Origin of the sequence: Paenibacillus sp. 1001270B_150601_E10 (genome assembly GCF_015558675.1) — a bacterium.
Taxonomy (GTDB): Bacteria; Bacillota; Bacilli; order Paenibacillales; family Paenibacillaceae; genus Paenibacillus_B.
In genome coordinates this window covers 198,395-223,435 of sequence record NZ_JADMOL010000005.1, presented here as the reverse complement: position 1 = coordinate 223,435, position 25,041 = coordinate 198,395, and the positions used below count along the sequence as shown (strand labels likewise).

At 48.1% G+C, this 25,041-nt stretch carries 21 protein-coding genes; 11 read left to right on the top strand and 10 right to left on the bottom strand.

Annotation, left to right across the window (positions count from 1 at the left end; genetic code table 11):
- Window positions 1-86 precede the first annotated feature (86 nt).
- On the top strand, window positions 87-2,339 hold the full coding sequence (locus tag I2H74_RS14150) for an EAL domain-containing protein (RefSeq protein WP_195574696.1): 2,253 nt from the start codon (window positions 87-89) through the stop codon (window positions 2,337-2,339).
- Window positions 2,340-2,441: 102 nt separating this feature from the next.
- Here the strand turns inward: I2H74_RS14150 and I2H74_RS14145 are convergent, their stop codons facing one another.
- From I2H74_RS14145 to I2H74_RS14135, 3 genes are read right to left on the bottom strand one after another with little or no spacing between them, the layout of a single operon-like run.
- A complete protein-coding gene (locus I2H74_RS14145; protein ID WP_195574694.1) occupies window positions 2,442-3,587 on the bottom strand; it encodes a Ger(x)C family spore germination protein in 1,146 nt (381 codons plus the stop codon).
- Window positions 3,584-4,711: a GerAB/ArcD/ProY family transporter gene (locus tag I2H74_RS14140; protein WP_195574692.1), complete on the bottom strand. Its 1,128-nt coding sequence runs from the start codon at window positions 4,709-4,711 to the stop codon at window positions 3,584-3,586. Before I2H74_RS14140 ends, I2H74_RS14145 begins: the two co-directional genes overlap by 4 nt.
- A 9-nt stretch (window positions 4,712-4,720) precedes the next feature.
- Complete coding sequence (locus tag I2H74_RS14135) at window positions 4,721-6,181, bottom strand: spore germination protein (RefSeq protein WP_195574690.1); 1,461 nt, start codon at window positions 6,179-6,181, stop codon at window positions 4,721-4,723.
- A gap of 245 nt (window positions 6,182-6,426) precedes the next feature.
- Here I2H74_RS14135 and I2H74_RS14130 point away from each other — a divergent pair, with 245 nt between their 5' ends.
- The 9 genes from I2H74_RS14130 to I2H74_RS14090 all read left to right on the top strand — a co-directional run bounded on the left by I2H74_RS14130 (window position 6,427) and on the right by I2H74_RS14090 (window position 15,005).
- Window positions 6,427-7,641, top strand: coding sequence for a helix-turn-helix transcriptional regulator (locus I2H74_RS14130; RefSeq protein WP_195574688.1), 1,215 nt, complete (start codon window positions 6,427-6,429; stop codon window positions 7,639-7,641).
- Complete coding sequence (locus I2H74_RS14125; RefSeq protein ID WP_195574889.1) at window positions 7,601-8,149, top strand: ABC transporter substrate-binding protein; 549 nt, start codon at window positions 7,601-7,603, stop codon at window positions 8,147-8,149. The genes I2H74_RS14130 and I2H74_RS14125 overlap by 41 nt, the downstream gene beginning before the upstream one ends.
- Before the next feature lie 102 nt (window positions 8,150-8,251).
- Complete coding sequence (locus I2H74_RS14120; protein WP_195574686.1) at window positions 8,252-9,259, top strand: ABC transporter substrate-binding protein; 1,008 nt, start codon at window positions 8,252-8,254, stop codon at window positions 9,257-9,259.
- A gap of 23 nt (window positions 9,260-9,282) precedes the next feature.
- A complete protein-coding gene (locus I2H74_RS14115) occupies window positions 9,283-10,290 on the top strand; it encodes a FecCD family ABC transporter permease (protein ID WP_195574684.1) in 1,008 nt (335 codons plus the stop codon).
- Between the two features lie 10 nt (window positions 10,291-10,300).
- Entirely contained in the window at window positions 10,301-11,305 is a 1,005-nt protein-coding gene (locus I2H74_RS14110) for a FecCD family ABC transporter permease (protein WP_195574887.1), read from the top strand.
- 21 nt (window positions 11,306-11,326) lie between these two features.
- A complete protein-coding gene (locus I2H74_RS14105) occupies window positions 11,327-12,895 on the top strand; it encodes an alpha/beta hydrolase (RefSeq protein ID WP_195574682.1) in 1,569 nt (522 codons plus the stop codon).
- Window positions 12,896-13,210: 315 nt separating this feature from the next.
- Window positions 13,211-13,411, top strand: coding sequence for a cold-shock protein (locus tag I2H74_RS14100; RefSeq protein WP_085495361.1), 201 nt, complete (start codon window positions 13,211-13,213; stop codon window positions 13,409-13,411).
- A 214-nt stretch (window positions 13,412-13,625) separates the two neighbouring features.
- Window positions 13,626-13,841 carry a cold-shock protein gene (locus I2H74_RS14095; protein WP_195574680.1) on the top strand — a complete coding sequence of 72 codons (216 nt, stop codon included), beginning with the start codon at window positions 13,626-13,628 and terminating at the stop codon, window positions 13,839-13,841.
- Between the two features lie 231 nt (window positions 13,842-14,072).
- On the top strand, window positions 14,073-15,005 hold the full coding sequence (locus I2H74_RS14090) for a DMT family transporter (RefSeq protein WP_195574678.1): 933 nt from the start codon (window positions 14,073-14,075) through the stop codon (window positions 15,003-15,005).
- Between the two features lie 183 nt (window positions 15,006-15,188).
- Here I2H74_RS14090 and I2H74_RS14085 read toward each other — a convergent pair whose 3' ends face one another.
- Window positions 15,189-16,313 (bottom strand): cytochrome P450, encoded by a 1,125-nt coding sequence (locus I2H74_RS14085; RefSeq protein ID WP_195574676.1) that lies wholly within the window; start codon window positions 16,311-16,313, stop codon window positions 15,189-15,191.
- 80 nt (window positions 16,314-16,393) lie between these two features.
- Window positions 16,394-16,969 carry a TetR/AcrR family transcriptional regulator gene (locus tag I2H74_RS14080; RefSeq protein ID WP_195574674.1) on the bottom strand — a complete coding sequence of 192 codons (576 nt, stop codon included), beginning with the start codon at window positions 16,967-16,969 and terminating at the stop codon, window positions 16,394-16,396.
- Window positions 16,970-17,659: 690 nt separating this feature from the next.
- On the opposite strand from I2H74_RS14080, the gene I2H74_RS14075 reads away from it, so the two are divergent.
- A complete protein-coding gene (locus tag I2H74_RS14075; protein WP_229106668.1) occupies window positions 17,660-19,414 on the top strand; it encodes a fibronectin type III domain-containing protein in 1,755 nt (584 codons plus the stop codon).
- A 94-nt stretch (window positions 19,415-19,508) separates the two neighbouring features.
- Here I2H74_RS14075 and I2H74_RS14070 read toward each other — a convergent pair whose 3' ends face one another.
- The 5 genes from I2H74_RS14070 to I2H74_RS24690 form a co-directional block, all read right to left on the bottom strand.
- Entirely contained in the window at window positions 19,509-20,534 is a 1,026-nt protein-coding gene (locus I2H74_RS14070; protein WP_195574672.1) for a bifunctional glycosyltransferase family 2/GtrA family protein, read from the bottom strand.
- Between the two features lie 66 nt (window positions 20,535-20,600).
- Window positions 20,601-21,500, bottom strand: coding sequence for a phosphodiester glycosidase family protein (locus tag I2H74_RS14065; protein ID WP_195574670.1), 900 nt, complete (start codon window positions 21,498-21,500; stop codon window positions 20,601-20,603).
- A gap of 338 nt (window positions 21,501-21,838) precedes the next feature.
- Window positions 21,839-23,071: an MFS transporter gene (locus I2H74_RS14060; protein ID WP_195574668.1), complete on the bottom strand. Its 1,233-nt coding sequence runs from the start codon at window positions 23,069-23,071 to the stop codon at window positions 21,839-21,841.
- Between the two features lie 220 nt (window positions 23,072-23,291).
- Entirely contained in the window at window positions 23,292-24,233 is a 942-nt protein-coding gene (locus I2H74_RS14055; protein WP_324254076.1) for a DMT family transporter, read from the bottom strand.
- Between the two features lie 140 nt (window positions 24,234-24,373).
- The coding region (locus tag I2H74_RS24690) for a Gfo/Idh/MocA family protein (RefSeq protein ID WP_267490741.1) at window positions 24,374-25,041 on the bottom strand (668 nt) is incomplete at its 5' end.

Below are 25,041 nucleotides of genomic sequence, written 5' to 3'. Positions count from 1 at the left end.
TGCTTTAACCGCAAAGCATTCTATGCTAAATTTAAGGGGGTGAATTGTTTCACTAAATAATGCTTATCAGTAGGCGGACTTATGCTATGAAACGAATTTTATCTTTTTCAAGGATGACCGCTGTACTCATCCTGATAGCGGCCTTGATCTTTGCAGGCTGCTCCTATTATTACGTAAAGTGGATTTCCAACACCTTGGAGGAGGAAGCGGTTCGAACCATTTCCGAAGCAACGATCCAAGCGAGTTACTCCATTGAAAATATGATAACAGGCCAATTAAACACGCTAGAAAGTATTGCAGACTCTTTAGCTGAAGCTAATTTCCAAAGCTGGGGAGAGATTCAGAAGTATCTGCAGCACTTTGATAAGAAGTATCAATTTAACCGCATTAGCATCAACTCCCCAGACGGCAGAGCCTATGCATCCGATGGTCGAACATTTAATGTATCGAAGGAGGAATGGTTCCATAAAGCGCTACAAGGAATAAGCAATATATCCCCACCATTTACAGATCAAATATCCAATCAAGAAATTATCACCTTTAATAGCCCAATCGTGATCGACGGTAAAGTGAGAGCAACTTTAAGTGCAAGCAAATACACACATGATTTGGTAGATGCGTTGAGCACTTCCTTTTTCAATGGTCATGGCTATTCTCAAATTATCGATCCGAAAGGAAATGTGATCCTCGTCTCTCGGCATCCAGACAGCAATTCATCGATCGACAATCTGTTTGATTACATTTATCGCGATCCCTATAACCTGAAAGAAATGAAGGCCTTTGGCGAGTCTTTTAAGATGAACGAGAACGGTGTCGCAACGTTCCGGCTGGATGGAGACGTCAAGCTGATGGGGTATTCAAAAATGAATGGGATTAATGATTGGTATATGGTATCCGTTGTATCCCGGGGTGTGGTCATGAATCGAGCGAATATCATGATCGGGTCTACTTACTTACTGTGCTTTATCATAGTCGCGGTGCTCACGATGATCTATATCCGTAGTTTATGGAATAAAAGAAGGCTCAGAAAGGATATCGAGAACATTGCCTTTATGGATGAGCTTACGCAAATTCCAAGCGCCTATAAGTTTAAGCGGGATGCCCACATCATGATGAGTAAGCATCCCAATAAGTCGTTTGCGATTGCCCAGTTCAATATTGACCGATTTAAATACATCAATGAAGGATATGGGTTCCAAGAGGGCAATTTGATCCTACAGCATATTGCCCATACAGTAAAGGAACGCGCAGGATCTACTGATCTGTTTGGCCGTTTGAATGGAGACCGTTTCGCATTGCTAACAAGCTATGATACGAAGGCTGAGCTATGGTCGCGCCTGAATGGGCTCAACCAACACCTTAGCAAATATGCTTCGAAGGTAATTGAGGACCGACACCTCGTCCTCTATTGCGGCATTTATCTGGTTACCGATAAAAGCATCGATATTCACACCATGTTGGATCGTGCCGCCATGGCCGCCAAGTCGATAAAAGGTGAGTATGGCTGGCGGTGTGCCTTCTTCAGCGATGAAATGCTGGAGCAGGTCTTAGCTGAGCAGGATATTGAAAGACGGATGCATGATGCCCTGGAGCAAGGGGAATTTGTAGTTTACCTGCAGCCCAAATACGGTATAAAGGATAGACGAATTCGATGTGCAGAGGCCCTTGTCCGTTGGAACCACCCCAAGAAAGGGCTGATAGCTCCCAATGTCTTTATCCCGATCCTTGAGAAGAATGGCTTTATCGTTCATGTAGATCTGATGGTATTTGAGTACGTATGCGGTCTTCTGAAAACATGGATCACCCACGGATTAGAGCCGATTCCGATCTCGGTCAATTTCTCGCGGGTGCATCTTATACGTTCTGACTTTCTTATGAAGCTTGCGAACATTGTACATAAATATGATATTCCGCCTTCTTTAATCGAGGTGGAGCTGACCGAATCGATTGTGTTTGAAAATATCAACTATTTAAGAGCAGTGCTCCTTAAGCTGAAGAGCTTAGGCTTTACCCTGTCGATCGATGACTTCGGAACAGGCTACTCATCCTTAAGCTTGCTCCAATCAATTCCAGCCGATGTGATTAAGCTTGACCGCGGCTTCTTTGTGAGTGAGACGAGCGACGAGCGCGGAAGAATTGTCATCGATCATATGATTAAGCTGGCACATGATTTGAACATGAGGGTCGTTGCGGAAGGGGTAGAGACAGAGGAACAGGTAGCCTATCTGCAGGAGATGGACTGTGACCTGGCTCAAGGGTACTACTTTGCGAAACCTATGCCTGTGGATGAGTTCGAATCTTTATTGCAAGAAGGCCAGACGAACGGATTGCAAGAATGAACATCGATTTTCTAAAAGATACAAAGAGTCTTGCTAATGGCAAGACCCTTTTTGTGTGCAAAAAAGTGAACCAATTGCATGAGGAATGCATATTGCAAGAGGCTATTCCAACGTTCCTGTACGAAGGATCTTAAGATTGACCTTCCCATGAATCGAGGCGGTAGGAAAGGCCTTCGACCAGTTGATCTTCGACGATTGAGCCTGTGACACTTGGCTTCGATACGTTTCACCGAGTCCTATGCAATCTGCATTCAATGACTTGAGCTTGTCGAGCAGCTTTTGAAAATCAGCAGTGAGCTCCCTATTTAACTGATGCTTAAGGGCTTTAACAGCTTCGTTATTTTTCAAATCATATCGCTCCGATATTTCCTGCACGTCGACATCCATATCAATCGTTGCGTTAAAGTCGAGACTGCTTGCGTTGGTAAGCTCTACACGGCCTTTACTTTTAACAACCTTAAACACAATTTTGATACTGTCATTGGAGGTTGATTGTTTATATATATATCGATTCATGCCGCTGGCGGACAGGTCTTTCTTATTGATGATGCATTCATACAAATAAGCGGTAGGCTCTCCTCTTATCGCTTTCAAGAAGTATCCTTCCTTTGGTGTTGCTTCGCCTACAATATGTACGCCATGAAGCAACTGCAAATTAGACAGAATGACCTCATCCCCCTCACGTTTGATTAGAGGAAGGACCATATCACGTGCAAGATTCTGGTCCCGACAGCGTGTGAACTCATGCAAAGTCATGACAGGGGACCAACTGTACTTCGTATTATGCTCCAGCAGACTGTTCAGATAGGTTCCGATATTCGGAATCGATTCGTACTTGTAGGAGAGCAGCTCTTCTACGCTTCCATCTACTACTGCAACTTTGATCATATCTCCAAAAGACGGATCGCGGCTCAGCAGATCGATTTCATTGATCATCCTCAGATTGAAAATATCGCGATTCAATAAAATGACTCGAACCTGCCCGCTTGCCAGCTCATAGGGCAGTTTTTGATTGATTTTCCGCCGTGCTCCTTTACTCGTCTCGGCCTTTACGGAGACCGTTCGATTCTTATCCTTCGCATCCGGCAATGATTCCAAGTAGGAGGCACTGACTTGAAAGGTATGGTCTTTTTTTGCGTCATAGCCAAGTGCAGTGACGATGGATAAACGCTCTAAGACATTCGTTTTTAGGCATCCAGCAAGCAAAAGTAACGTTGCTAGGATCATGAGGAGCTTTGTCACCTTCATGAGGAATCACCTTCGTCATTCACGGGTTTGCGTTTGCGGTAAGCCAATACGATACTGGCAATGAAGCACAATAGAATAGGATACAGATAAGAAAAAAGGAGCGTGCTCCTATCAATCCATTTATTAAACTTCTCAATCTGAATATGCTCTTCGATATTCATGGAGATCATAAATGTCACGATAACAACAATGATCATCACCACTTGAGGCCTTCCTCCCCACATCCGTTTGCAGCCCCTTGTTATCGCCCACATAGTGACAGAGAGTCCGGTTAGCGTAACCAGCATCCAAAGTGAAATCACGATAAACTCCAAGCGTTCAAGATAAGGGTATTTAACGATCTTAAGCAAATTAATCGAAGGCCATACCGCTCTTTCCAGCTGACATGAAGAGAAGTAGACAATAGATATGATCATGATAATGAGATACACAATGTTGCTAAAGGCAATCCCCAACTGGGCATGGAGCAGCACTCTTTTTTTATTGCGGATAAAAGGGTAGAGCAGCATGATGATTTCAAACCCTGCTAAGCTAAACCCCATCTCCCATGCGCCATTTAGAACTTTCATGGGCTCCTTCACTTCCAATGGAAGCAGCTGACTCCAGACGGCATATTTCAGTGGAGAATAAAAAAGAACAGAAGCCAGCACAATGAGGACGAATCCTATGACACACAGGCCAATAATGACACGAATGCCGCCGTTTCCAGCATATATCGTAAGAATAGACAACAGTAAGAGTACGACCCAGGATGAGATATCTGGAAAGATCCACGCTTGGATGACCTCCACATAATTCCGCATGATCGCAGTGAACACACCTAAAAAATAGAGCAAATAGGCTGAATTGAAAATCATGCTGATGCCCTTGCCAAACAGATCATATTGAATGCCATAAAGATCAGAGGATTCGTATCTATCGAGCGTACGCACGATAAGCCATACGAGAAGATGCGTAAAGATTCCCGCCACAATGACAGACAACCATGCAAGATGGCCTGCAGCTTGATAGATGGAGCGTTGGAAGTTAAAGATGCCGACGCCAATCTGCGTATTGCACAGTACAAAAAACAGCAAAAATGCGTGGATCTGAAGGTCCTTTTTAGGTGTATACACAATCTTCATGGCTTCACCTTAATCCTCATCGTCGTCAGCTTTGATCCATGAATGGATACCTGCTCGAAGACTCTTCGTATTGCTGGTCGTTAGGTCTGTTCGATAGTGAAACAAAGAGGGCACGGTCATCAGCATGCTGTAGATGATGCCCTTCTTGCTTGGTGGATAAAACGGGAACAAGTAGGGCTTCCCATAGCTGGTCATACACAAGAGATGGATGAAGAGCAGCCCCGTAAGAAATGCGATCCCGGGCAATCCTAGAAAGCCTGCCGCAAAGAGCATTGGAAAGCGGATTAGCCGTATCGTTGAACTCATCATATAATTGGGCGTCGTAAAAGAACCCAAGGCGGCGAGTGCAACCAGCATAATGAGCGTATTGCTAGTAAATCCAGCTTCTACTGCCGCTTGTCCAATGACAATAGCCCCGACAATCCCTATCGTTTGCCCCACTTTGGTAGGGAGTCTCGCGCCAGCTTCCCGAAGCAGCTCTATCGAGACCTCTAAGATAAGCGTCTCAATTAAGGGGGGAAAGGGAACCTTGGAACGCGATGCGATAAGCGGAACGAGCAGTGTGGAAGGGATCACCTCATAATGAAAAGTGAGTGCCGCTACATATAACGGTGTGATATAAATCGAAATCATTAATGCTGCTGTTCGTAAAGCGCGATTGAACCAGCCAATCCCCCAAGTGGAATATCGATCCTCCACGGAATGAAAAAAGTCAATGAATGAGTTCGGGCCTATGATGACCTGAGAGTTGCCCTCTACCATAACCACGACCTTGTCCTCAAGCAGAGCCTGAGCGGTTCGATCTGGCCGTTCGGTTAAACTGATTTCCGGAAATAATGAGTATTTATTATCCTTTAAGAGTTCTAAAAAGAGCGGGCTTCCGATGAGCCCCCTGATGCGCTGCTTTTGAACGCGGTCGCGGATAAGGCCGACAAATGGATTGTCCTCTGATTTCTTCATATAAAAGAGGCACGCTATCGTATGGGTATCGGAAGGGAGATTCAGCGACTCTTGAACAAGCTCATCGCTTGTAATATAAGCGCGAAGCATAGCTGTGTTCTGTTCCATGGATTCCGTGAACGCCATCTTGGGACCATAGATGGTCGACTCGGTCTCTGCATTGCTCGGCGCTCGAGTAGGGATCTTCGCGACATTAACGATTAGAGCCTTTTGAGAGCCGGCAAGGGTAACAAGCGCATGGCCGCTTAGCAGCTTCTCTATGCCATTCATGAGCGTTGGGATCAGGTTGCATTCACCCACTGCGATCATGTCCTGCAGTTTATCGATGGATTCTGGTTCGCCATCTACAGGCAGGCGACCCAACACACTGAGATTGAGCTGTGCAGTATCGACCATGCCGTTCATATAGCAGACGACCAGCGATTTGCCGATACCTTTTACAATCAGGCCCTCGCTATCATGCAGCAGCTGTTCCAGTTTGCTCTTGATCCCTTCGCTATAGGCTGACATTGTGTTACCTCCTTTCGAGCATTCGCTTAACAAGGACTAGATAAAGGTTGCCCGATGAGCCGCAGGATCATGCACGCATCTGAACATATGTAACCTTTAGTCTGAAGGGGAAGTGTCGGCATGGCATTCACGGATGAGGAGACGGAGAATGTTGAAGCAGGCGTTGGAAAAAGAAAAGCTTGCGCTGTCATATTGATAATGATTATCATTATTATAGTAATTTCCAAGAAAGCAGGTAGCATCTTATGAGCAAGCAAGACTCAACGACATTCCCATTTACAGGTATGGAACATATAGAAACGCCGCTAAGCCAAAAAGTCTATGCTAGACCTTCCGATGATGCTCTTTCAAATTGCATGGGGGAGTGGAGCGTGAAGCTCTGGAGCACCACCTTGATGAAGGTGAAGGCAGGAGAGCAAAGCGATTGGCAGCTTAATACGAACTATACGCTCGTTGTCCTGCTTTTTGGAGCAGGGACGCTGTATCGGGATCTGCGAGCAAGCCGCTTAAAGCAGGACGGCGTATACCTTTGTACGCCGGACAGCGCATTGCAGCTCGTGGCTGACGAGGGAACGGAGCTTGCGGCAGCTGTGCTCCGCTGGAGCCTATTCGCTCCGCAGGACCGTTCCTGGACGGAGCTGAAGGAGATCACGTACAGCGGGCATCTGCTCCCGCTGGAGGTGCGGGTTGAGCCGGTAGGCTTTGCAGCGGAGCAATGCCGCATGATTGATCGGCACTTTAGAGAGGCCGATCCCCTGCTCCGCTGGCAGGCGCAGCTTGAGCTGCAGCAGCTGCTGCTTGCTATGGCTCAAGCCGCAAGGCAGCATGGCAAGCTCGCAGAGTCAGGCTCGCTTGAGCATGCGCGGGCGTACATTGAAGAGCGATTCCACGAGAATCTCACCATGGACCAGCTAGCGAGCCTTGCCGAGCTCAGTCCCAAGTACTTCGTGGAATCGTTCAAGAAAGAGTATGGCTTAAGCGCAAGCAGCTATATTACGGAGCTTCGCATGAATCAAGCCAAGCAGCTGATGCTGCGCTCCGATAAGCGGCTTCGGGATATTGCCCATGAGGTTGGCTACGAGGATGAATTTTATTTCAGCCGCAAATTCAAGAAGGAGCACGGCTATTCACCTTCTCAATTCATGAAGCGAAGACGACGCAAGCTTGCGATCTATGGCTGTCACTGCACGGTTGGCTTTCTGCTTCCGCTTCATATTATCCCTTATGCCGCACCCATGCATCCGAAGTGGACAGGCTATTACAACGAACGCATTGGGGTGGACATTCCCTATCATTTGAATGTGCAGCATGATACTCCGCACCAACCGAATAATCTCGCGATGCTAGTCGAGGCGGAGCCAGACGTTATCCTATGCAAGTCCACCTTAAAGCGGTCTGTGAAGGAGCAGCTCCGCCGCCATATCAGATGTAGTCGAACTCTCCGTAGAGGGGGCTCATAGCTGGAGAACGGCATTCCGTGCCCTTGCTGCTCAGCTGGACGAGGAGGCCGAGGCGGAACGCTGGATAGCCGCGTATGACCGAAAAGTTAAAGAATATCGAGCACTGCTTGCAGCGAAGCAAGAAGGGATGTCTGTGCTGTTCCTCCGCATGCTGAAGGATCAGCTATATGTGTACAGCAACCAAGGCATTGAGGATGTTGTCTATGGAGATTTGGGCATCGTCTCGCCGAGCGGCCCTCATGATATTGAGAATGGAGCGCCGATAACACCTAAACAACTAGAGGAAATCCCTTGCGACAGGGTGCTGCTCCTGGTATGCCAGGAATCAGAGACGCTGGAGCACTGGAGCCGATTGCAGGGATCCGTAGAATGGCTTTCGCTTCGCCTTGTGCAAGAAAATCGCATCATTCAGATTCCATCGAGTCCTTGGAAAGAGTACTCGCCAGAAGCGATGCTGCGCATCTTGGAGCAGGCAGCAGAGCTGCTGTCTGGAGATTGTCCATTTTAAATATGGATGATGTCCATGGCGAAAAAAGTTACCTCTCCCTATAATCGATAATGAGAATCGTTATCATTTATTGTTTATCCATGAAGGGAGATAGAGAAAAAGATGAAAAAGTTAGGATTGATGTTGAGCTTGGTCATGGCTCTGTCCATCTTGTTGACGGCTTGCGGAGGCAATGCCAAAGAAGGAGCAGAAGCGAGCGGCGATACGGCTTCGAAGACGGTAGAACAAGCGGAAACCTCTAAGACAGAAACGAACGACGCCTCGCAAGAGAAGCGTATCGTGAAGTATCTGGATCAAGAGTATGAGCTGCCTGCGAAGACGGAGCGCATCGTGATCACAGGTGCGCTGGAGGCGATGGAGGATGCCATTCTCTTGGATGTGCATCCTGTAGGCGCGATCACGACGGGTGGGAAATTCCCAGAGATGTTCTCCTCTATTACAGATAAAGCAGAATCATCTGGAGAGAAGATCGAGCCTAACTTCGAGAAAATATTAGAGCTGAAGCCAGACGTTATTCTGAGCTCAAGCAAAGCGGATCCAAGTGTCACCGAGAAGCTGAATAAGATTGCGACAACGATCCCTTATTCTCACGTATCAACAAACTGGGAAGCGAATATTACGCTTCTTGGCGAGCTAAGCGGCAAGCAGAACGAAGCAGCTAAAATTATTACTGATTACAAGGCTGACCTAGAAGCTGCAAAGACAAATCTTGGCGAGAAGCTGAAGGATAAAAAAGTGGCCATCCTCCGTATTCGTGGAGGTGAAGCGATGATTTATTCTCCAACCGTATTCTTTAATCCAGTACTTTATGAGGATCTTGGATTAGCGGTGCCAGCTGAAGTGCAGGCGGCTAAGAAGCAGGAGAAGATCTCCTCCGAGAAGCTGGCAGAGATGAATCCAGACTACTTGCTCGTGCAGTTCTCTGCTGATGAAAACAAGGACAACCCTAATGCACTTGAGGATTTTAAGAATGATCCAATCATCAGCAAGCTTCAAGCTGTAAAGGACAACCACTTCTTCGTGAATCTCGTTGATCCGCTCGCACAAGGCGGTACAGCTTACAGTAAAGTCCAGTTCCTAAAAGCATTCGTAGAGCAAATGAGCAAATAAATACAGATAAGGTGTGCTGCATCATGCGCATAAAGGCTTCGTTGCCGGCTGTCATCCTCGGGGTGGCGCCGGCAGCTGTCGTATTGATCATTTTATTATCGGTATTATATGGTTCCAAACCTATTGAGATTTCTACAATATGGGATGCTGTTTTTCACTTTGATCCTGAAAATGTAGACCATCAAATTATCCGATTTTCTCGAATGCCGCGTGTAATTGGCGCGTTATTGATCGGGACGTTCCTCGCCATTTCAGGAGCCTTGATGCAAGGGATGACCAGAAACTATTTGGCCTCTCCTTCTATTATGGGGGTGTCGGACGGATCGGTGTTTGCCGTCACGATGGGAATGGTATTCCTGCCGGAGCAACATTCGGTAAGCATGATTATGCTGTCCCTCGTTGGTTCTGCTCTAGGGGCAAGTATTGTATTTGGTCTAGCCAATGTCATTCCAAAGGGAATGTCTCCCGTTAAGCTTGCGATCCTGGGGACCATTATCGGCTTATTTCTCAATGGAGTAGCAGACGCTGTGGCAACCTATTATCAAGTGTCTCAAAATATAAGCTTCTGGTATAATGCGCGACTTCATCGCATTGACCCTGAGCTTATCAAGCTGGCGATTCCGTTTGCCATCGTGGGCATTGGCCTCGCGCTATCCTTGGCGAGACAAATTACCGTCTTATCACTTGGGGACGAGCTATCTGCTGGGCTCGGTCAGCGTACAAGGCTGATTAAGGGGCTCACGATGCTCGCTGTCATCATACTAACAGGAATCTCCGTTGCGCTCGCAGGGAAGATCGCCTTTATCGGGCTGATTATTCCGCATATCGCGAGATTCTTAGTGGGATCGGATTATCGCAATATCATCATCATGTCGGGTGTGCTTGGCGGGATATTCTTAGCGCTGTGTGACATTCTATCCCGATTCATCAATTACCCGTTCGAAACGCCTATTGGCGTCGTTACTGCATTGTTCGGTGTACCGTTCTTCCTGTACCTCATCCGAGTGAAGGGAGGCGGACAACGTGGCTAAACATCCTGCGATGCGGATGTGGATCGTATTGCTCGTCTGCTGCGGCATCACGGCAGTCGCCATCTATTTAAGCATTACAAGCGGTTCTTTCAACTTGTCTGTCTTGGACATTGTGAAGACACTGCTTCGCATTGACCGCGTACCGGACCATGATCTTGTTATCTTCGAATTCCGCTTGCCGCGAATTGTACTGGGTATGCTGGTCGGGTTCGCGCTTGGCATGGCGGGGGCGGTCGTTCAGGGCATTACTCGCAATGGTCTGGCCGATCCAGGCATTCTTGGCATCAATGCAGGAGCCGGAATGGCGGTGGTGCTGTTCATGTTCTTGTTCCGCGGAGAAATGGATCTAACAGGATCGTTATCGATTATGATGATGCCGATCTTTGGACTTATAGGAGGCCTTGCAGCAAGTGCGCTCATCGTCTTATTCGCACGGCAGAATGGGGAGCTCGATCCGCAGCGATTAATTCTTGTCGGAATTGCCATGACGACGGGCTTCGGCGCTGTGACCATGTTTGTTTCCCTTAAGATGAACCCGCAGGATTATGAGATGGCGGTTGTCTGGCTGGCGGGAAGCATCTATAGCGCAAACTGGAAATTTGTCTTGGCGATGCTTCCTTGGGTGATTCTCCTGCCGCCGCTGATCTGGACACGCTATCGCGCTTTGGATGTGCTTCAACTGGAAGAGATCAGCGCGAAGGGCTTAGGGCTTCCGGTTGATCGGGAGCGGCTCTTGCTGCTCGTATGCAGCGTCGGACTTGTCGCTGCGAGCGTATCGGTATCCGGAAGCATTGGCTTCGTCGGTCTGATTGCGCCTCATATGGCGAGGCGGCTGGTAGGACGCTCCCATCGGCATATCTTGCCTGTAAGCGGGGCTGTTGGCATAGCGATGGTTGTGGTAGGTGATTGGATCGGCAAAACGATCTTCGCACCAGCCGAGCTGGCTGTAGGCATCGTCATCTCCGTCATCGGGGTGCCTTACTTCGTGTATTTGCTTGTCCGTGCTGAAAAATAAAGGGAAGGAAGTATGGCCATCATGAATCGCTATCAGTCGGTCACTCATCAATATAGAAAGCTGTCCATCGCTTTGCCGCCATCCTATGAGCAAGGAACGGAGCGTTATCCGGTTGCATACGTTCAGGATGGAGGAGAGCTGTTCGAAGCATGCATCAATTATTTGGATTCCCTGTTCAGGGAGGGGAAGCTTCCCGAACTGATTCTTGTCGGGATTGAAACTCATAACCGCAATCATGAATATACCCCTTGGAAAGCCGGCCCGACTCTGCCGGGCTTCCCATCCTTTGGCGGCGAGGGACGAGCTTACGTCGATGAGTTGGCTGACTCCATCAAGCCATATATCGACGCGTCGTATCGTACGCTGCCATCGAAGCAGCATACGGCGATCATGGGAGGATCCTTCGGCGGACTGATCTCCATGTTCGCTGCTTACTGGCGACCCGATACCTTTGGTCTGATCGGCATGCTGTCTACGTCCTGCTGGTATGAAGGCGTACTATCCTTCGTGGAGGAGCAAGCAGCGCCAGCAAGTGAGCTTCGACTATACATGAGCGTAGGCAGTGCGGAAGGCCTCTATAAGCAGAGCATCCAACAGCATATGGTGCCGAATAATGTGGCGGTCCAAAGAAGGTGGCTGGAGAAGGGATTTCCGAGCGAGCAGCTTCGTTTCGAGTTGGACGCAGGCGGCACCCATGACGGGCTGTTTATGACGAGAAGATTCATCGATGCGCTCCACTGGCTGTATGGTTCCACAGCAGCTGTGACAGAAGGGCATGTCCAAAGTCCGACAGCTTCAAGATACACCCAGCCAGGCACTGATACGTTTACCGTTATGTCGAAGCATACGGGACGAGTCTATCGCATCTTCGTCTACGTCCCAGTAAAGCCTGCTTCAGAAGACGGATACCCGATCTTGTACGCGCTGGATGGCAATGCGTACTTCGGCTCCCTGTCAGAAGCGATGCGGATGCAGTCAAGACATCCGCTTGGCCTTGAGCCGGGCATGATCGTGGGCATCGGTTACGATTCCGACGAGCCTTTTGTAGCTGACCGGCGCTTCTACGACTTTACGACGCTTGCGCACGCTGATTCCATGCGTCCCGATGGTACGCCTTGGCCAGAGACAGGCGGCGCGGAAGCATTTCTTCGCTTTATCGTCGGTGAGCTTCAGCCGCTGATTGAAGCTCGCTATCCTGTCAATGCGAAGCGTCGTGCTTTATTTGGGCACTCCCTAGGCGGTCTTTTTGCGTTATTTGCGCTTAAGGAGATGCCGGGTGCCTTCCATACGTATATCGCAGGAAGCCCGTCCATCTGGTGGAATAAGCAGGCGATCATGCACGAATACCGTGAGTGGCTTCCAGCCTTGAATCAGGAAGCGGTCCAAGCCAGGGTCGTGCTTTCCATAGGAGGAGAGGAGAAAGCCGGTATGATTGAGGATGCTGGGCATATGCATGAGCTGCTCCACTCTTTTGCCGATAAAGGACTTCATTCCTCCTATGACCTCATCGAGGGCGAAGGACATGTTTCTGTGATTCATCCGATGATTAGCCGTATGTTTCGCGTGATATTCGGAAAATCTAATGGATGATTATGTATGGATCAAGGTATGGTTTCTCCTATAAGAGTTTCGGATAGCCGAGTCGCAGCGACGGATAGCGGCTATTCGGCTCTTGATCCTTAGAACCATGGCTTGGAAATTGCCGCTTGGATGCAGTAAAGCGGGGGAGTTGCAAAACAAATAAATCTGTGGTATTATTCATAATAATAAGAATATGACCTGATCCCTAAAGTCACATATTGTAGAGGGTTATTATTTTATGTGAGTAGCCTTGTACAATATGTGATTTTTATTTTTTACGGAATATAGAGGTCATGTAATTAATATAATATGGAGGTAACACTCATGGAAACAGGAACAGTAAAATGGTTTAACGCAGAAAAAGGTTTTGGATTTATCGAAGTTGAAGGCGGCAACGATGTATTCGTACACTTCAGCGCAATCGTAGGCGACGGCTACAAGTCTTTGGATGAAGGCCAACGCGTAGAATTCAACGTGGTACAAGGCAACCGCGGACCACAAGCTGAAAACGTAGTTAAACTGTAAGTCAGTCACCATGCTCCAAACTTCGCGTTTGGAGCATTTTTTCCACATAAGAGTTTACAAAATTTCACTTTGTAGAAATTTGAAATTCTTATTGGCGAGAAAATGAGCCTCTATACGCGGTCTTCATTATTGAAAGGCCTCGGTAGAGGTTTTCTCACTTTTTTCATGCTGTAGGTGCAGCTCACCATTCTAGAAGAGAAAGAGGGATGCTAACATGTACCATTCACGAAAGAGACCAATGGATGAAATTGCTGAGGAGATGACGGCGATCTGGTCTTGCACGAGTGACTCGTGCAATGGATGGATGAGAGACAACTTCTCATTCGATAACAACCCAACCTGCCCTCATTGTCAATCTCCAATGGTGAAAGGTGAAAAAATGCTTCCGGTTCTTCCGAATACCGGAATTGCAAGTCAAAAAGAAGAGTAGGAAGAGAGACATTCTGCCTTTCAATCCACCATTAGAGCAAGACTATGGGATATCCATCATCGTTTGTTCATCGTCAAGTTAGCCGACCGCATGAGGTCGGCTTTTTGTTTAGGTATGGAATCGTTAATGGAATAAATAAAAGGTATTGCAAGTTTAAGTTACTTGATTCACAATGTAGATCATATATATTCGGCCATATCCAATGAATATAGGATGGAGAATGCTATCACCATGGAACGAAAATGGATGTATTATGCGGGACTTGTCATTGTCGCCGCTATTTGGGGAACGAACTTTGCAGTATCCAAGCAAGCGATGGAGCTGTTCGATCCGGTCTTATTTACCTTCCTTCGCTTTGGTCTCACGATTCCCTTCTTTTTTGTGCTGCTCAAGATGAGGGAGGGGAGCGTAGGGGTTCCGATCAAGGTTGCACTTCAGCTCGCATTGATCGGCTTGGTGGGTGTAACCGGGCTCGAGATTGCGACGATGTACTCGATCAAATACACGACACTCGCCAACTCCTCGCTGCTTAATGTTGCGCCATGGCCGATTTTTACGGCTATCTTCGGCACGATCTTTATGGGCGAACGCGTTACGGCTCGGCTGGTCACCGGCGGTATCGCGGCGATGATAGGGGTCGGCTTTGTGATTCTTGGAGGAGATCAGGGCTTTGATCTATCCTCGAATCATATGTTCGGCAATTTGCTTGCCTTAGGGATCAGTATCGTTGGCGCTTTGTTCAATCTGGCTTGCTTGCCGCTGATCAAGCGATATTCGGCGCTAAGAGTCAGTGCCTGGTACATCATGTTCGGCGCACTGTTCATGCTTCCTTTTACATTCGGCTCCTGGGAAAAGGTAGAGTGGGCGACCCTATCTTCAGGCGGCTATATCGCGATAATGTATAATGTGTTCTTTAGTACATTATTTGCCTTTGTCGTTTGGAATGCCAGTATGCTTAAAGTAGGGGCTGCGCGATCCAGCTTCTTTCGATATGTCACCCCTGCTGCGGCAATGGTTGCAGGATACTTTTTCTTTGGAGAGACGGTATCCGTCTGGCAGGGAATTGGAGCTCTCTTCATGGCGGCAGGACTTATATGGATTACGCTGGATTCGAAAAGAGACGCACCTATTACGACCTCCACTTCGGAACGTGTAGGCCATTAACCGTACAAGGAGTCAGCAATTGCACAGCATGATTCTAATTTCATACGCAAAGAGAAGGGATGGCTGTTTTTGAGCTATCCCTTCTTTATTAACCTTTCACCATCATTTGCTGCAATAGGATGCGCTTATAATTTGGATCTGTACATGCCAATCGAATGGGGCAGGATGTGTATGTTTCCCGTTTTAATACAAGTGGATAGGCAGTCTCTTTAAGGCGAACATCATTTGACTGTCTGTTCGCTCAAGCGGAATCTCACGGTCTCTATGGAAGTGAGGGAAGCGTTCAAGAATCGCCTCAAGCATAATTCTAGATTCCAGCCGGGCGAGCTGAGCGCCCAAGCAATAATGAATGCCGCTGCCAAGTCCAAGATGAGGGTTCGGGCTGCGATGCATATGGAATTGATCCGGCTGATCAAAGATGGTCTCGTCATGATTAGCAGATCCGATCCACATCCTTACGAATTGTCCTGCACGCAATACCTGTCCGCTTAACTCCACATCCTGTTTGACTTCGCGGAACATTTGCTGCACAGGGGAGCAGTAGCGGAATACTTCCTCTAAAGTTCCTGGGATAAGTGATCGATCGGCCAAGAGCGCTTCTCTTACATCAGGCAGGCTGTCTATGCAGAGCAACGAGGAATTGATGAGATTGGTCGTCGTCTCATTGCCGGCTACAAGCAAAAGAATGCAGAAGCCGATTAGCTCGATTTCACTAAGGGATTCTCCTTCTACTCTGGCCTGCACGAGATTCGTAATCAGATCATCCTGAGGCTCACGCCGGCGCTCTTCAATGATGGTGTTGAAATAATCCGTCATCTCTTGCTGAGCCTTTAAGTAGGCCTCATGATCCGTTCCAACAAGCGCATCGGACCACGATCGGAATTGCTCACGGTCTTCAATCGAGACACCCAGCATTTCGGCAATCACCGTGATGGGAAGCGGACTTGCAAGAGAAGTGAGTGCATCAATGCTGCGTGCCTGCTCTGCTTCATCCAGGAGCGCGTGCGTAATCGAAGTAATCTTTGGGGCAAGGCCTTCGATAACCCGTGGCGTAAACGCTTGGGAGACCAGCATGCGGAGCTGCCTGTGCTTTGGAGGATCCTGTCTAAGGATGCTGGAATCAATCGGCTCTTTTGGATTCTCTGATCCTTGGGAGGAGAAGATAGCATAGTTCGTGAAGGCTTCCTTTACGTCCTCATAACGATACAAATCCCAAACTTCACCCTGATCCAAGAAATGTACAGGGGAGGTATGTCGCATTTCCTTGAACTTGCTTAAAGGCAGAATTTCCGGTTGGTTCCAATCCATAGAGAAACCTCGCTTTCGTATAGGATAACATTCAAACTGACTAGTCAGTGCAAAAGTAGGTAAAAGAGTAGGCTTGCTACTCACGAATGGGATAACAAGCCTTTGGTGATCATGACAAAGAGCGACTGCTCCAAATCCTCTCTTGTCATGCTGTCCGGATTGGTTAAGTAATAATTGCAGGCGCTTTGCAGCATCCCGATAACGCCTGAAGCGGCTACCATCGGCAGCACATTTACAATGTATCCGGAACGTTTTCCTTCCTCCAGCAGCTCCGTAATAAAGCCAAGATACTCGCGTCTTAAATCCTTAATCTCATCAAGCACCTCTTGCTCGATTCCATTCGACAGCTCATTAAAAATGATATGAGCCACATTTCTGGATTCAAGCATCACATCTAGGTTATGACGAATGATGTAGCGTATCTGTTCCTCGATGGACAAGGTCGTATTATCAAGGTTCTGACAGGTATGATTGATAATGTCCTGCAGCGCCTGCTTCACAATGGTCTTAAATAGCTGAGCCTTGCCTGGAAAGTTGTAATAAAGAGTTCCCTTCGCAACCTGCGCTCGTAACGCAATCTCATCCATACTGGCCCTGTGATAGCCGTGTTCTGAAAATACCTCCATCGCGGCGTGTATAATCTTTTCTTTACTCAATGGTCTAATACCCCTTTTGCTCTGTCTATTCTCAAACTGACTAGTCGGTATAAAAATGGTAGCACATCTTAAAAACGACTGTCAAATCTTACATTCCCCATGAGCAATTATTATTTCTGCTTATAAAGCAGCGATTAGTATTAGATTTGGTTCTTGTCAAATGGGCAAAGGCGTATTAATATTAGGTTCACCAATAGTCTTTCACCTTTTTTTCCTCACTATTGATTTCGGATCGCACACCCCAATGTCGAACGCATGCAATCGTTGTAGCACGTCACCTTATTACAGCAGGCTTCCCTTCTTAAGTGATTACAGTAGACAAGCACACCCTTTTGATCAGATGAATGAATATTATTGCGAATAAGTTAAAGCCCTTTTAGCATATGTCTAACCATTCATGGTTTGAAATACGCTTTTATTCTACATCATTTGATAACGCTTTCATGATTCGCTGTGCATGCTTGAACAATGAGCCTGCTGTACCCAAGCCAATCGGTGGTTCCTTTCTCTGTCTACCACTTTGAATGGATGTAGGCTTCACATTCCTTAAGTCACGCTGTCTTCTACTATTGGCTTCCATGCTTCTTGCATTCACATAGAGGTTAAAGCGAAGCGATGAAACTTGAACGAGGAGGTGACGGATCCGAGATTTCCGGCACGTTATCTTGAAGTGAAGACAAAGGAGGAAAGATGATGAGAACATCAAGCGGAGTAATAAGAACGCTGCAGCGTCAAAAGAAATGGATCTCGCTCTTATTGACGATTGTACTATGTCTTGGCTTGCTGCCAGCTATGGCTATAGCCGCGGATCGAGGGGAATGGGCTCCGTACGTTTCCTATGCCGTCAATGATACGGCTAATTATGGCGGCAAGACGTATCAAGTCATACAACCGCATACTTCTTTACCAGGCTGGGAGCCACCTAATGTGCCTGCGCTGTGGAAGCTGACGCAGAGTGCGCCGGACACGCAGGCGCCAACAGCTCCATCGAATTTGCGATCCACTAATGTAACATCCAGCAGCGTGGCTCTAGCATGGGATGCCTCAACCGATAATGTGGGCGTGAGCCAGTATGTCATTTACCAGGGAGCTTCTCAAGTGGGCACTGTAACTGGCAGCACCTTAAGCTACAATGCAACAGGTCTTGCAGCAAGCACAGCCTATGCCTTCACCGTAAAAGCAAAGGATGCGGCCGGCAATCTGTCCCCAGCAAGCAATACGCTGAATGTGGCCACTAGCGGCACAGGCGGCGGCACGGACACGCAAGCGCCAACTGCACCGACGAACCTTGCGGTAACAGGCGTGACGAAGACGAGTGTATCCTTGACGTGGACTGCTTCCACCGATAATGTAGGCGTCACAGGCTACGACGTCTACTTAGGATCAGCGGTTAACCAATCTGTAACCGGTACGACGGCTACCGTGACTGGGCTAACTGCTGGAACCTCCTACATCTTCAAGGTAACGGCTAAGGATGCAGCAGGCAATGTCTCAGCTGCCAGCAGCAGCGTTGCGGCGACAACATCTCCAGCAGGTGGCGGCGGATCCGTGCCTAAGCACACTCTCACGGGCTACTGGCATAACTTCATCAATGGCTCCGCGAATATTAAGCTGAGTGAAGTTCCAAGCGAATATGACATTATTGCATTGTCCTTTGCAGATATGGATCTTACGAAGCCAGGCGGCGTTACCTTTAATGTGGATGGTCCATTGTCCACTGCGCTTGGCGGCTACTCGAATGCAGATCTCATTAACGATATTCAAGCCAAGCAAGCGCAAGGAAAGAAGGTCATCATCTCCATTGGCGGTGAAAAAGGAAATATCAATCTAAACAGCGCATCCCCAAACATCGACAACTTCGTCAACAGCATGTACGGCATCATTACCCAGTTTGGCCTTGATGGCGTGGATATTGATCTCGAGAACGGCATGAACGTAGCCAACCTGACAACCGCAATTCGTCAATTGCAGCAGAAGGTAGGCTCTAGCTTCATTTTGACGATGGCCCCGCAAACAATTGATATGCAAAATGCAAACACCACTTATATGCAGCTGTATCGCAACTTGAAGGATTTGACGACGGTCATCAATGTACAGTATTACAATTCAGGCTGTATGCTTGGTCGAGACGGCAAATGCTATTCGCAAGGCACAATTGATTTCTTGACAGCACTTACGGATCTGACCATGCAATGGGTAGAGCCTTCACAGCTTGGACTTGGTCTGCCAGCAGTAAGTTCTGCTGCGGGCGGCGGCTATGTTCAGCCTTCTGTAGTAGGCAATGCCCTTAAATGCCTCACAACAGGCGAGAGCTGCGGCACCTATAAGCCGGTTGCCAAGTATCCAGATTTCCGCGGGGCAATGACATGGTCGATCAACTGGGATAAGACGAGCAATTATAATTTTGCGAAGACAGTAAAGCCGGTTCTTAACACCCTTCCATAACGATAAATAATAAAACTCCTGACTCCTCAAGCTTCTTAAAGATGCTGAATGGGAGCAGGAGTTCTTTTTTGATGGAAAACACTGCATCGGTTCATTAATGCTGCTGAGCGCGGAAGACATATTTCCGCTGCATCCAGTAGCTGAAGATAAGCAGCGATGCTTCGGTCATCAGCTTGGCGACAAGGAGGGGGATTCCCAGCCGTTCGTAGTACACATAGATGAATCCATAATTCAAACATAGGATGAGTACGGCCAGTGCTGCATATCTGGAGAACGATTGGCGAACCGCGGTATCCGTTCCTCTCGCAAAGACAAAGTGTCGATTCATCATAAAGTTATAGACTGAGCTGAGTATGCGTGCCGCAATGACAGACACGAAGAGATTCGACGTAATGTACTGGAGATATAGCAGCATCACGGTGTCTAGAATGGCCGCAGTAATGGCGCTGGAACCGAACTTCAGGAACGGCCAATAGACGCGTGCAGAATCTCGTATAGGGCGAAAATGAGAGCTGCGATTATTCTCCATGTAGATCGTTTCAATATAGACTTCATGAATCGGGATTCGATCCTCATAGGCTTGAACGAGCATATTCATCTCATACTCAAAGCGATTGCCAGGAATATGGCACAGCCAATCCAGCATTGTGCTAGGAATACCACGAAGTCCTGTCTGGGTATCGCGTATCGTGACCCCGGTAGCAAAGCTAAAGAGTCGCTGTGTGAGCCGGTTGCCTAAGCGGCTGCGAAGCGGAATCGTTCCTGTAAACGCCCGGCTCCCTAGAATGAGATGTCCGGGATATTGCTGAATGGCCTCGGCCACACGTACAATATCATCCGCTTGGTGCTGTCCATCGCTATCCGCACAGACCACACCGCTTAAGTCTCCCTGCTCCCGGAGATAGCTGAATCCTGTCTTCAAGGCTCGTCCTTTGCCTTGATTCGTTACATGGGTAAGGACAATGCAGCCAGAATCTTTAGCGAGTCGAAACAGCGTGCTGTACTTCTCTCCACTGCCGTCATCTACGATAATAATACGTTCATGAGTGCGCTCCTGAAGCTCTGCAATAAGATGCAAGAGTCGTTCATTGGGCTCATAGGAAGGGATCAGGATTGCCATGATCACCGCCTCCTTGTTATCAAAGTTGCTGTTCATAGCATCAATAAAAGGGCTAAAAAAGCGATTTTATTCGGTTACGTACAGAATGTCGCTAACGGATCTTTCTTTCTCTCTGCCTAATGGATTATTCACGACGCGGCCCCTAAAGTAGAGCGTTGAAGATCCGCCGCCATCAAGGTTATAAGCTTCCGTACAGCCAAGGTCTTGAAAGACCTGCGCGAATTCAGTCAGGGTCATGCCTCGGCTGTAGTTTTCCTTTCGCCCATCCACAATGACAAAGACATAATGATTCGGGGCTAGATAGCCGACTCCGGTTCTGGGATTGGCGGCTTGAATGGAGTGATTGCCGAAGTTGGTATCGACTTTGACATGCTCGAAGTCTCCTGCAATCTCTCCGTTAGTAACCAGAACAGGACCAAATGAGAATGTATGGGTCACACCGCTCTGCAAAAGCTCCTTCGAAGAGATGCTTAATTCGTCGAAGCTCTTCATCAAGCCATCAGCATAAAAGGCAAGCCCGTCACGTGCAGGCTCGTCGCGATACAGCGTTCCGTTGCGAATGGTAAGCCCATCGCTGCGGAACCCATAATAATCGCCGTTTATCGCAAGAAGAGCGTTATGTTTTTGGGCGATCTGCGATGTAGGCTCTACGATGTTGCGGCCAAATGTATCCTTTGCAAAGGCGGTCTTTAGATGCGAGGCATCTTTCATTTTGACATCTGCGACAAAGTAAGTCACAAGATCTGTGCCGTCTCCTTGCTGCATCTCCTTGATATGAATCTCTACCTCGTCGCTGGTATAATTCCAATCGTCTGCCTGAGCATCCATGGCTCGTCCTATGCTTGTTCCGGGCTCTTTATCGGTGTGAACGACCTGCTCTGCATGCTCGATAAGATATCGATCGGCTAAGCCGTATGCGAGCAACAGCATGAAGATGATGAAGCAGGAGATGACAGGCAGCAGCATGCGCTTTCGTCCTGATGGCGTAATGGTCGCTCCCTCCTCGTATTAATATCACGTATTAAGGTGTGGGATATGGGCTATGGCATTATTGTAGTGTGAGCATATGAAAGGAAGATGAAGCTCGGCTGAAAGTTCGCTGAATGGCGGGTACTAGGGGGAAGTGGCGATTTTAGATAGGGTAGGCAATAGATAGGGACGTGCAGAGACTTCAGGGATATGAACACCTACATAGAAGTAGCTATTATTTTTTAGCTAACTCAAAACATATAAAAAAGTGCCCCCTAGAAGCGTTGGCTTCAGCAGAGCACTTATGATGTATCACGATAACCTTCATTTAACGTTTAACTTGCAGAAGCGGCCTCAGCATCCGGATCGATGCCCTTCGTTTCTTTGCCAAGAAATAATACAGCTAATGCGCCGATTAAGATCGCGATAAAGAATACGACGAAGATTACGTTAAGTGAAGAGCCGCGCGCAACCAGCATGCCGACGAGATAAGGGCCAATCACGCCGCCCACCCGTCCAAATGAGGCTGCAAAGCCGACACCGGTTGACCGAACTTGAGTGGGATACAGCTCAGGAGTATAAGCATACATGCCGCCCCATGCCCCAAGATTAAAGAAGGACAAGCATGCTCCTGCTGCAATAAGCATCCCTTCTGACGTAGCTAGTCCAAACCAGATCGCACTGACTGCCGTCATGAGAAGATAGGTAACAAGCACGAACTTGCGTCCAAGCTTCTCAATAAAGTAAGCTGCCGTGAAGTATCCGGGTAGCTGCGCTAACGTAATAATGAGCACGTACTGAAAGCTCTTGACGAGTTCAAACCCTTTCATGACCATTACCGTTGGCAGCCATAAGAACATGCCGTAGTACGAAAAGACGACCGTAAACCATAGAATCCACAGCATCATGGTCGAACGGCGATGCTTGGTTGACCATACCGATGACATACGCACCTTGAAGGGAATCTTCTTGATTTGCTGCTTTTCGAAAGCAGGCGAATCAGGAATTGCCTTTCTCAGATACAAGGCGAATAAGGCAGGAACCGCACTGATGAGGAAGGCGACTCTCCAGCCAAAGTCCGGAATGATAAAGTAAGCGACCAAGGCTGCCACGATCCAGCCGATCGCCCAGAAGCTCTCCAGGAGGACGACTGCTCTGCCGCGCTCCTTAGCAGGGACGGATTCCGATACTAGAGTTGAGGCTACCGGAAGCTCGCCGCCAAGGCCAAAGCCTGCAATAAAGCGCAGAATGCATAAGATGAGGAAGCTCGATACGAGCGCAGACAGTCCGCTTGCGACCGAGAAGACGAGCAGCGTCAAGACAAGAACGTCTCGACGTCCATAGCGGTCTGCCAGGGAGCCTGCAATGGCTGCTCCGAACGCCATGCCGATGGAATTAATGGAGGTGAGCAGGCCGATCTGCTCTGGACCTAGGCTCCACTCTACGGCCAAAGCCGCAACGATGAAGGAGACCAGTCCAACATCCATCGCATCGAACAGCCAGCTAAGCCCTGCATTAAACAGCAGCTTGCGCTGCTTGGGTTCTCGTAATAAAGTTAGGCTGCGCATGTGCATAACTCCGATCTATCTATATTTTTGGTGCTTGCATCCATCGTCATGTCTTCTTGATTGTGTGCAAGTCATGGGAAATTATACAATCAGAAGACTCAAGCAGTAAAGCGATCTCTTTGGAAGAATAAATACTGTTAAGTATGTTTCAACTCAATAGGAACCAAGAATGTAGAATGTCCGCGTGATCATTTCATGTAAGGTACTTCATTCTTTATTTCTACTTCCCCACTTGTTCCCCTTCGCCTGCGCTTAAATGAAGCGTCGTTGCAGCGCCTTGCATCATATGCGAATATTTCAGCTTGAAGTAGCCGCCTATGCCTACCAGCGTCACAAGCCCTCCAATAATCTGCATCATCGTAGCGGCTTCGCCCAGCATAAAGTAGGCTAGAGCGATCGCAAATACCGGCTCTCCGACAATGGCCATTGAGATTGTGGAGGCTTCCAAGTACCGCAGCAGATGATTGAATAGGAGCTGTCCAAGAATGGTTGGAATCAAGGCAAGCAGCAGGAAGATTCCCCATTCGCGCAGCGGGTAATTCGTGAGCGAAATGCCTAGCGCGATATTGTATATAAGCAAGAGACCGCCAGCAATCGCAAATACCCAGAAGCTGTAGCGCATGCCCGTTACGCGGTCCTTAAGCGACTGTCCAGTGAGCATATACAAGGCATATGCAAGTGCGCCGAGAATAGACAGTAGATCGCCATATAGGGCTTGCTTCGATAAGCCGATGTCGCCCCAGGCAATGATGGCAGATCCGACGATCGCAAGCCCCATGCAGATGGCTCCGCTAAGCGGAGTCCGTTCCTTGAACAGCCAGTAGGAGCCGATAGCGACGAAGACAGGCTGCAGCGACAGCAGAACCATGGAGCTGGCAACGGACGTATGGACGAGCGACTCCATCCAGAACAGGAAGTGGAGTCCGAGAAAGACGCCTGCAAGAATCAGCAAGCCGACATCACGAAGGGACAACTTCTTTGCTTGACCGAATGAAGGATTCCCTCGAAGGAATGGAGCGATCAGGATAACAGTAAATAAGAGCCGATACATGCCCATGATAGAAGTAGGGGCATCCGACCATTTGATAAAGATTGCTGACAGTGCGATCGCAAACACACCGATCAGCAGCATGAGATAAGGGGTATATCTTGAACGTGTCACACCATGATGCTCCTTTTCTACAATCCTTTTTAACACGTATCGATTATAGCATGCAGTTGTTTTCATGGAACAAAAAAAAGACTTTGGATTCATGAAAAACATGAACCCAAAGCCCGTTAGCCAAGAGCGACGTCGTATCCTTATTCAAAATGAATGGCTTGTCCAGATTCAGCGGACTGGAACGCAGCCTCCATAATCTTCATCACATGCATCACTTCGCTGTTCTTGATGAATGGCTCTGCTTTGCCTTCCATACAGTCAATAAAGTTCGCATAGAACTCAGTCACGTCGGATTCAACGACAGGAAGCGGAAGCTTCTCCACGTTGCCTTCCCCGCGCGGCGCCATCGTCTTCGTAAAGCCTGCGCCAGCCACAATCGGCTTCGCATCCTTCTCTTCAAAGTCGACGAGACGAGTCATTTCGCCTTTCGTATTCCAATCTGGAATAACGGCTGTGCCTTCCATGCCATTCACGTACCAGAGAGGGAGGGCAGCGTAATGAAGGGTGCCGACTTCGATGAATGCCGTGCGTCCGCTCTCAAAGGTAAGCATCAGCTTGAAGCCGTCGTCGCATTCTCCCTGCCATACATAGCTCATTTCACAATAAAGCTTGGTTAGCTTTTCGTTTACCATCACCATAATACGGTCAATCAGATGCACGCCCCAGTCGAGCATCATTCCGCCGCCATGAGCCTTTTCATGACGCCAGTCTCCTGGGATTCCCCGTGAGCCCTGTACGCGTGACTCGATGTTGTAGATCTCGCCAATGAGCTTCTCATCATAGATCTTCTTGATCACTTGGAAATCAT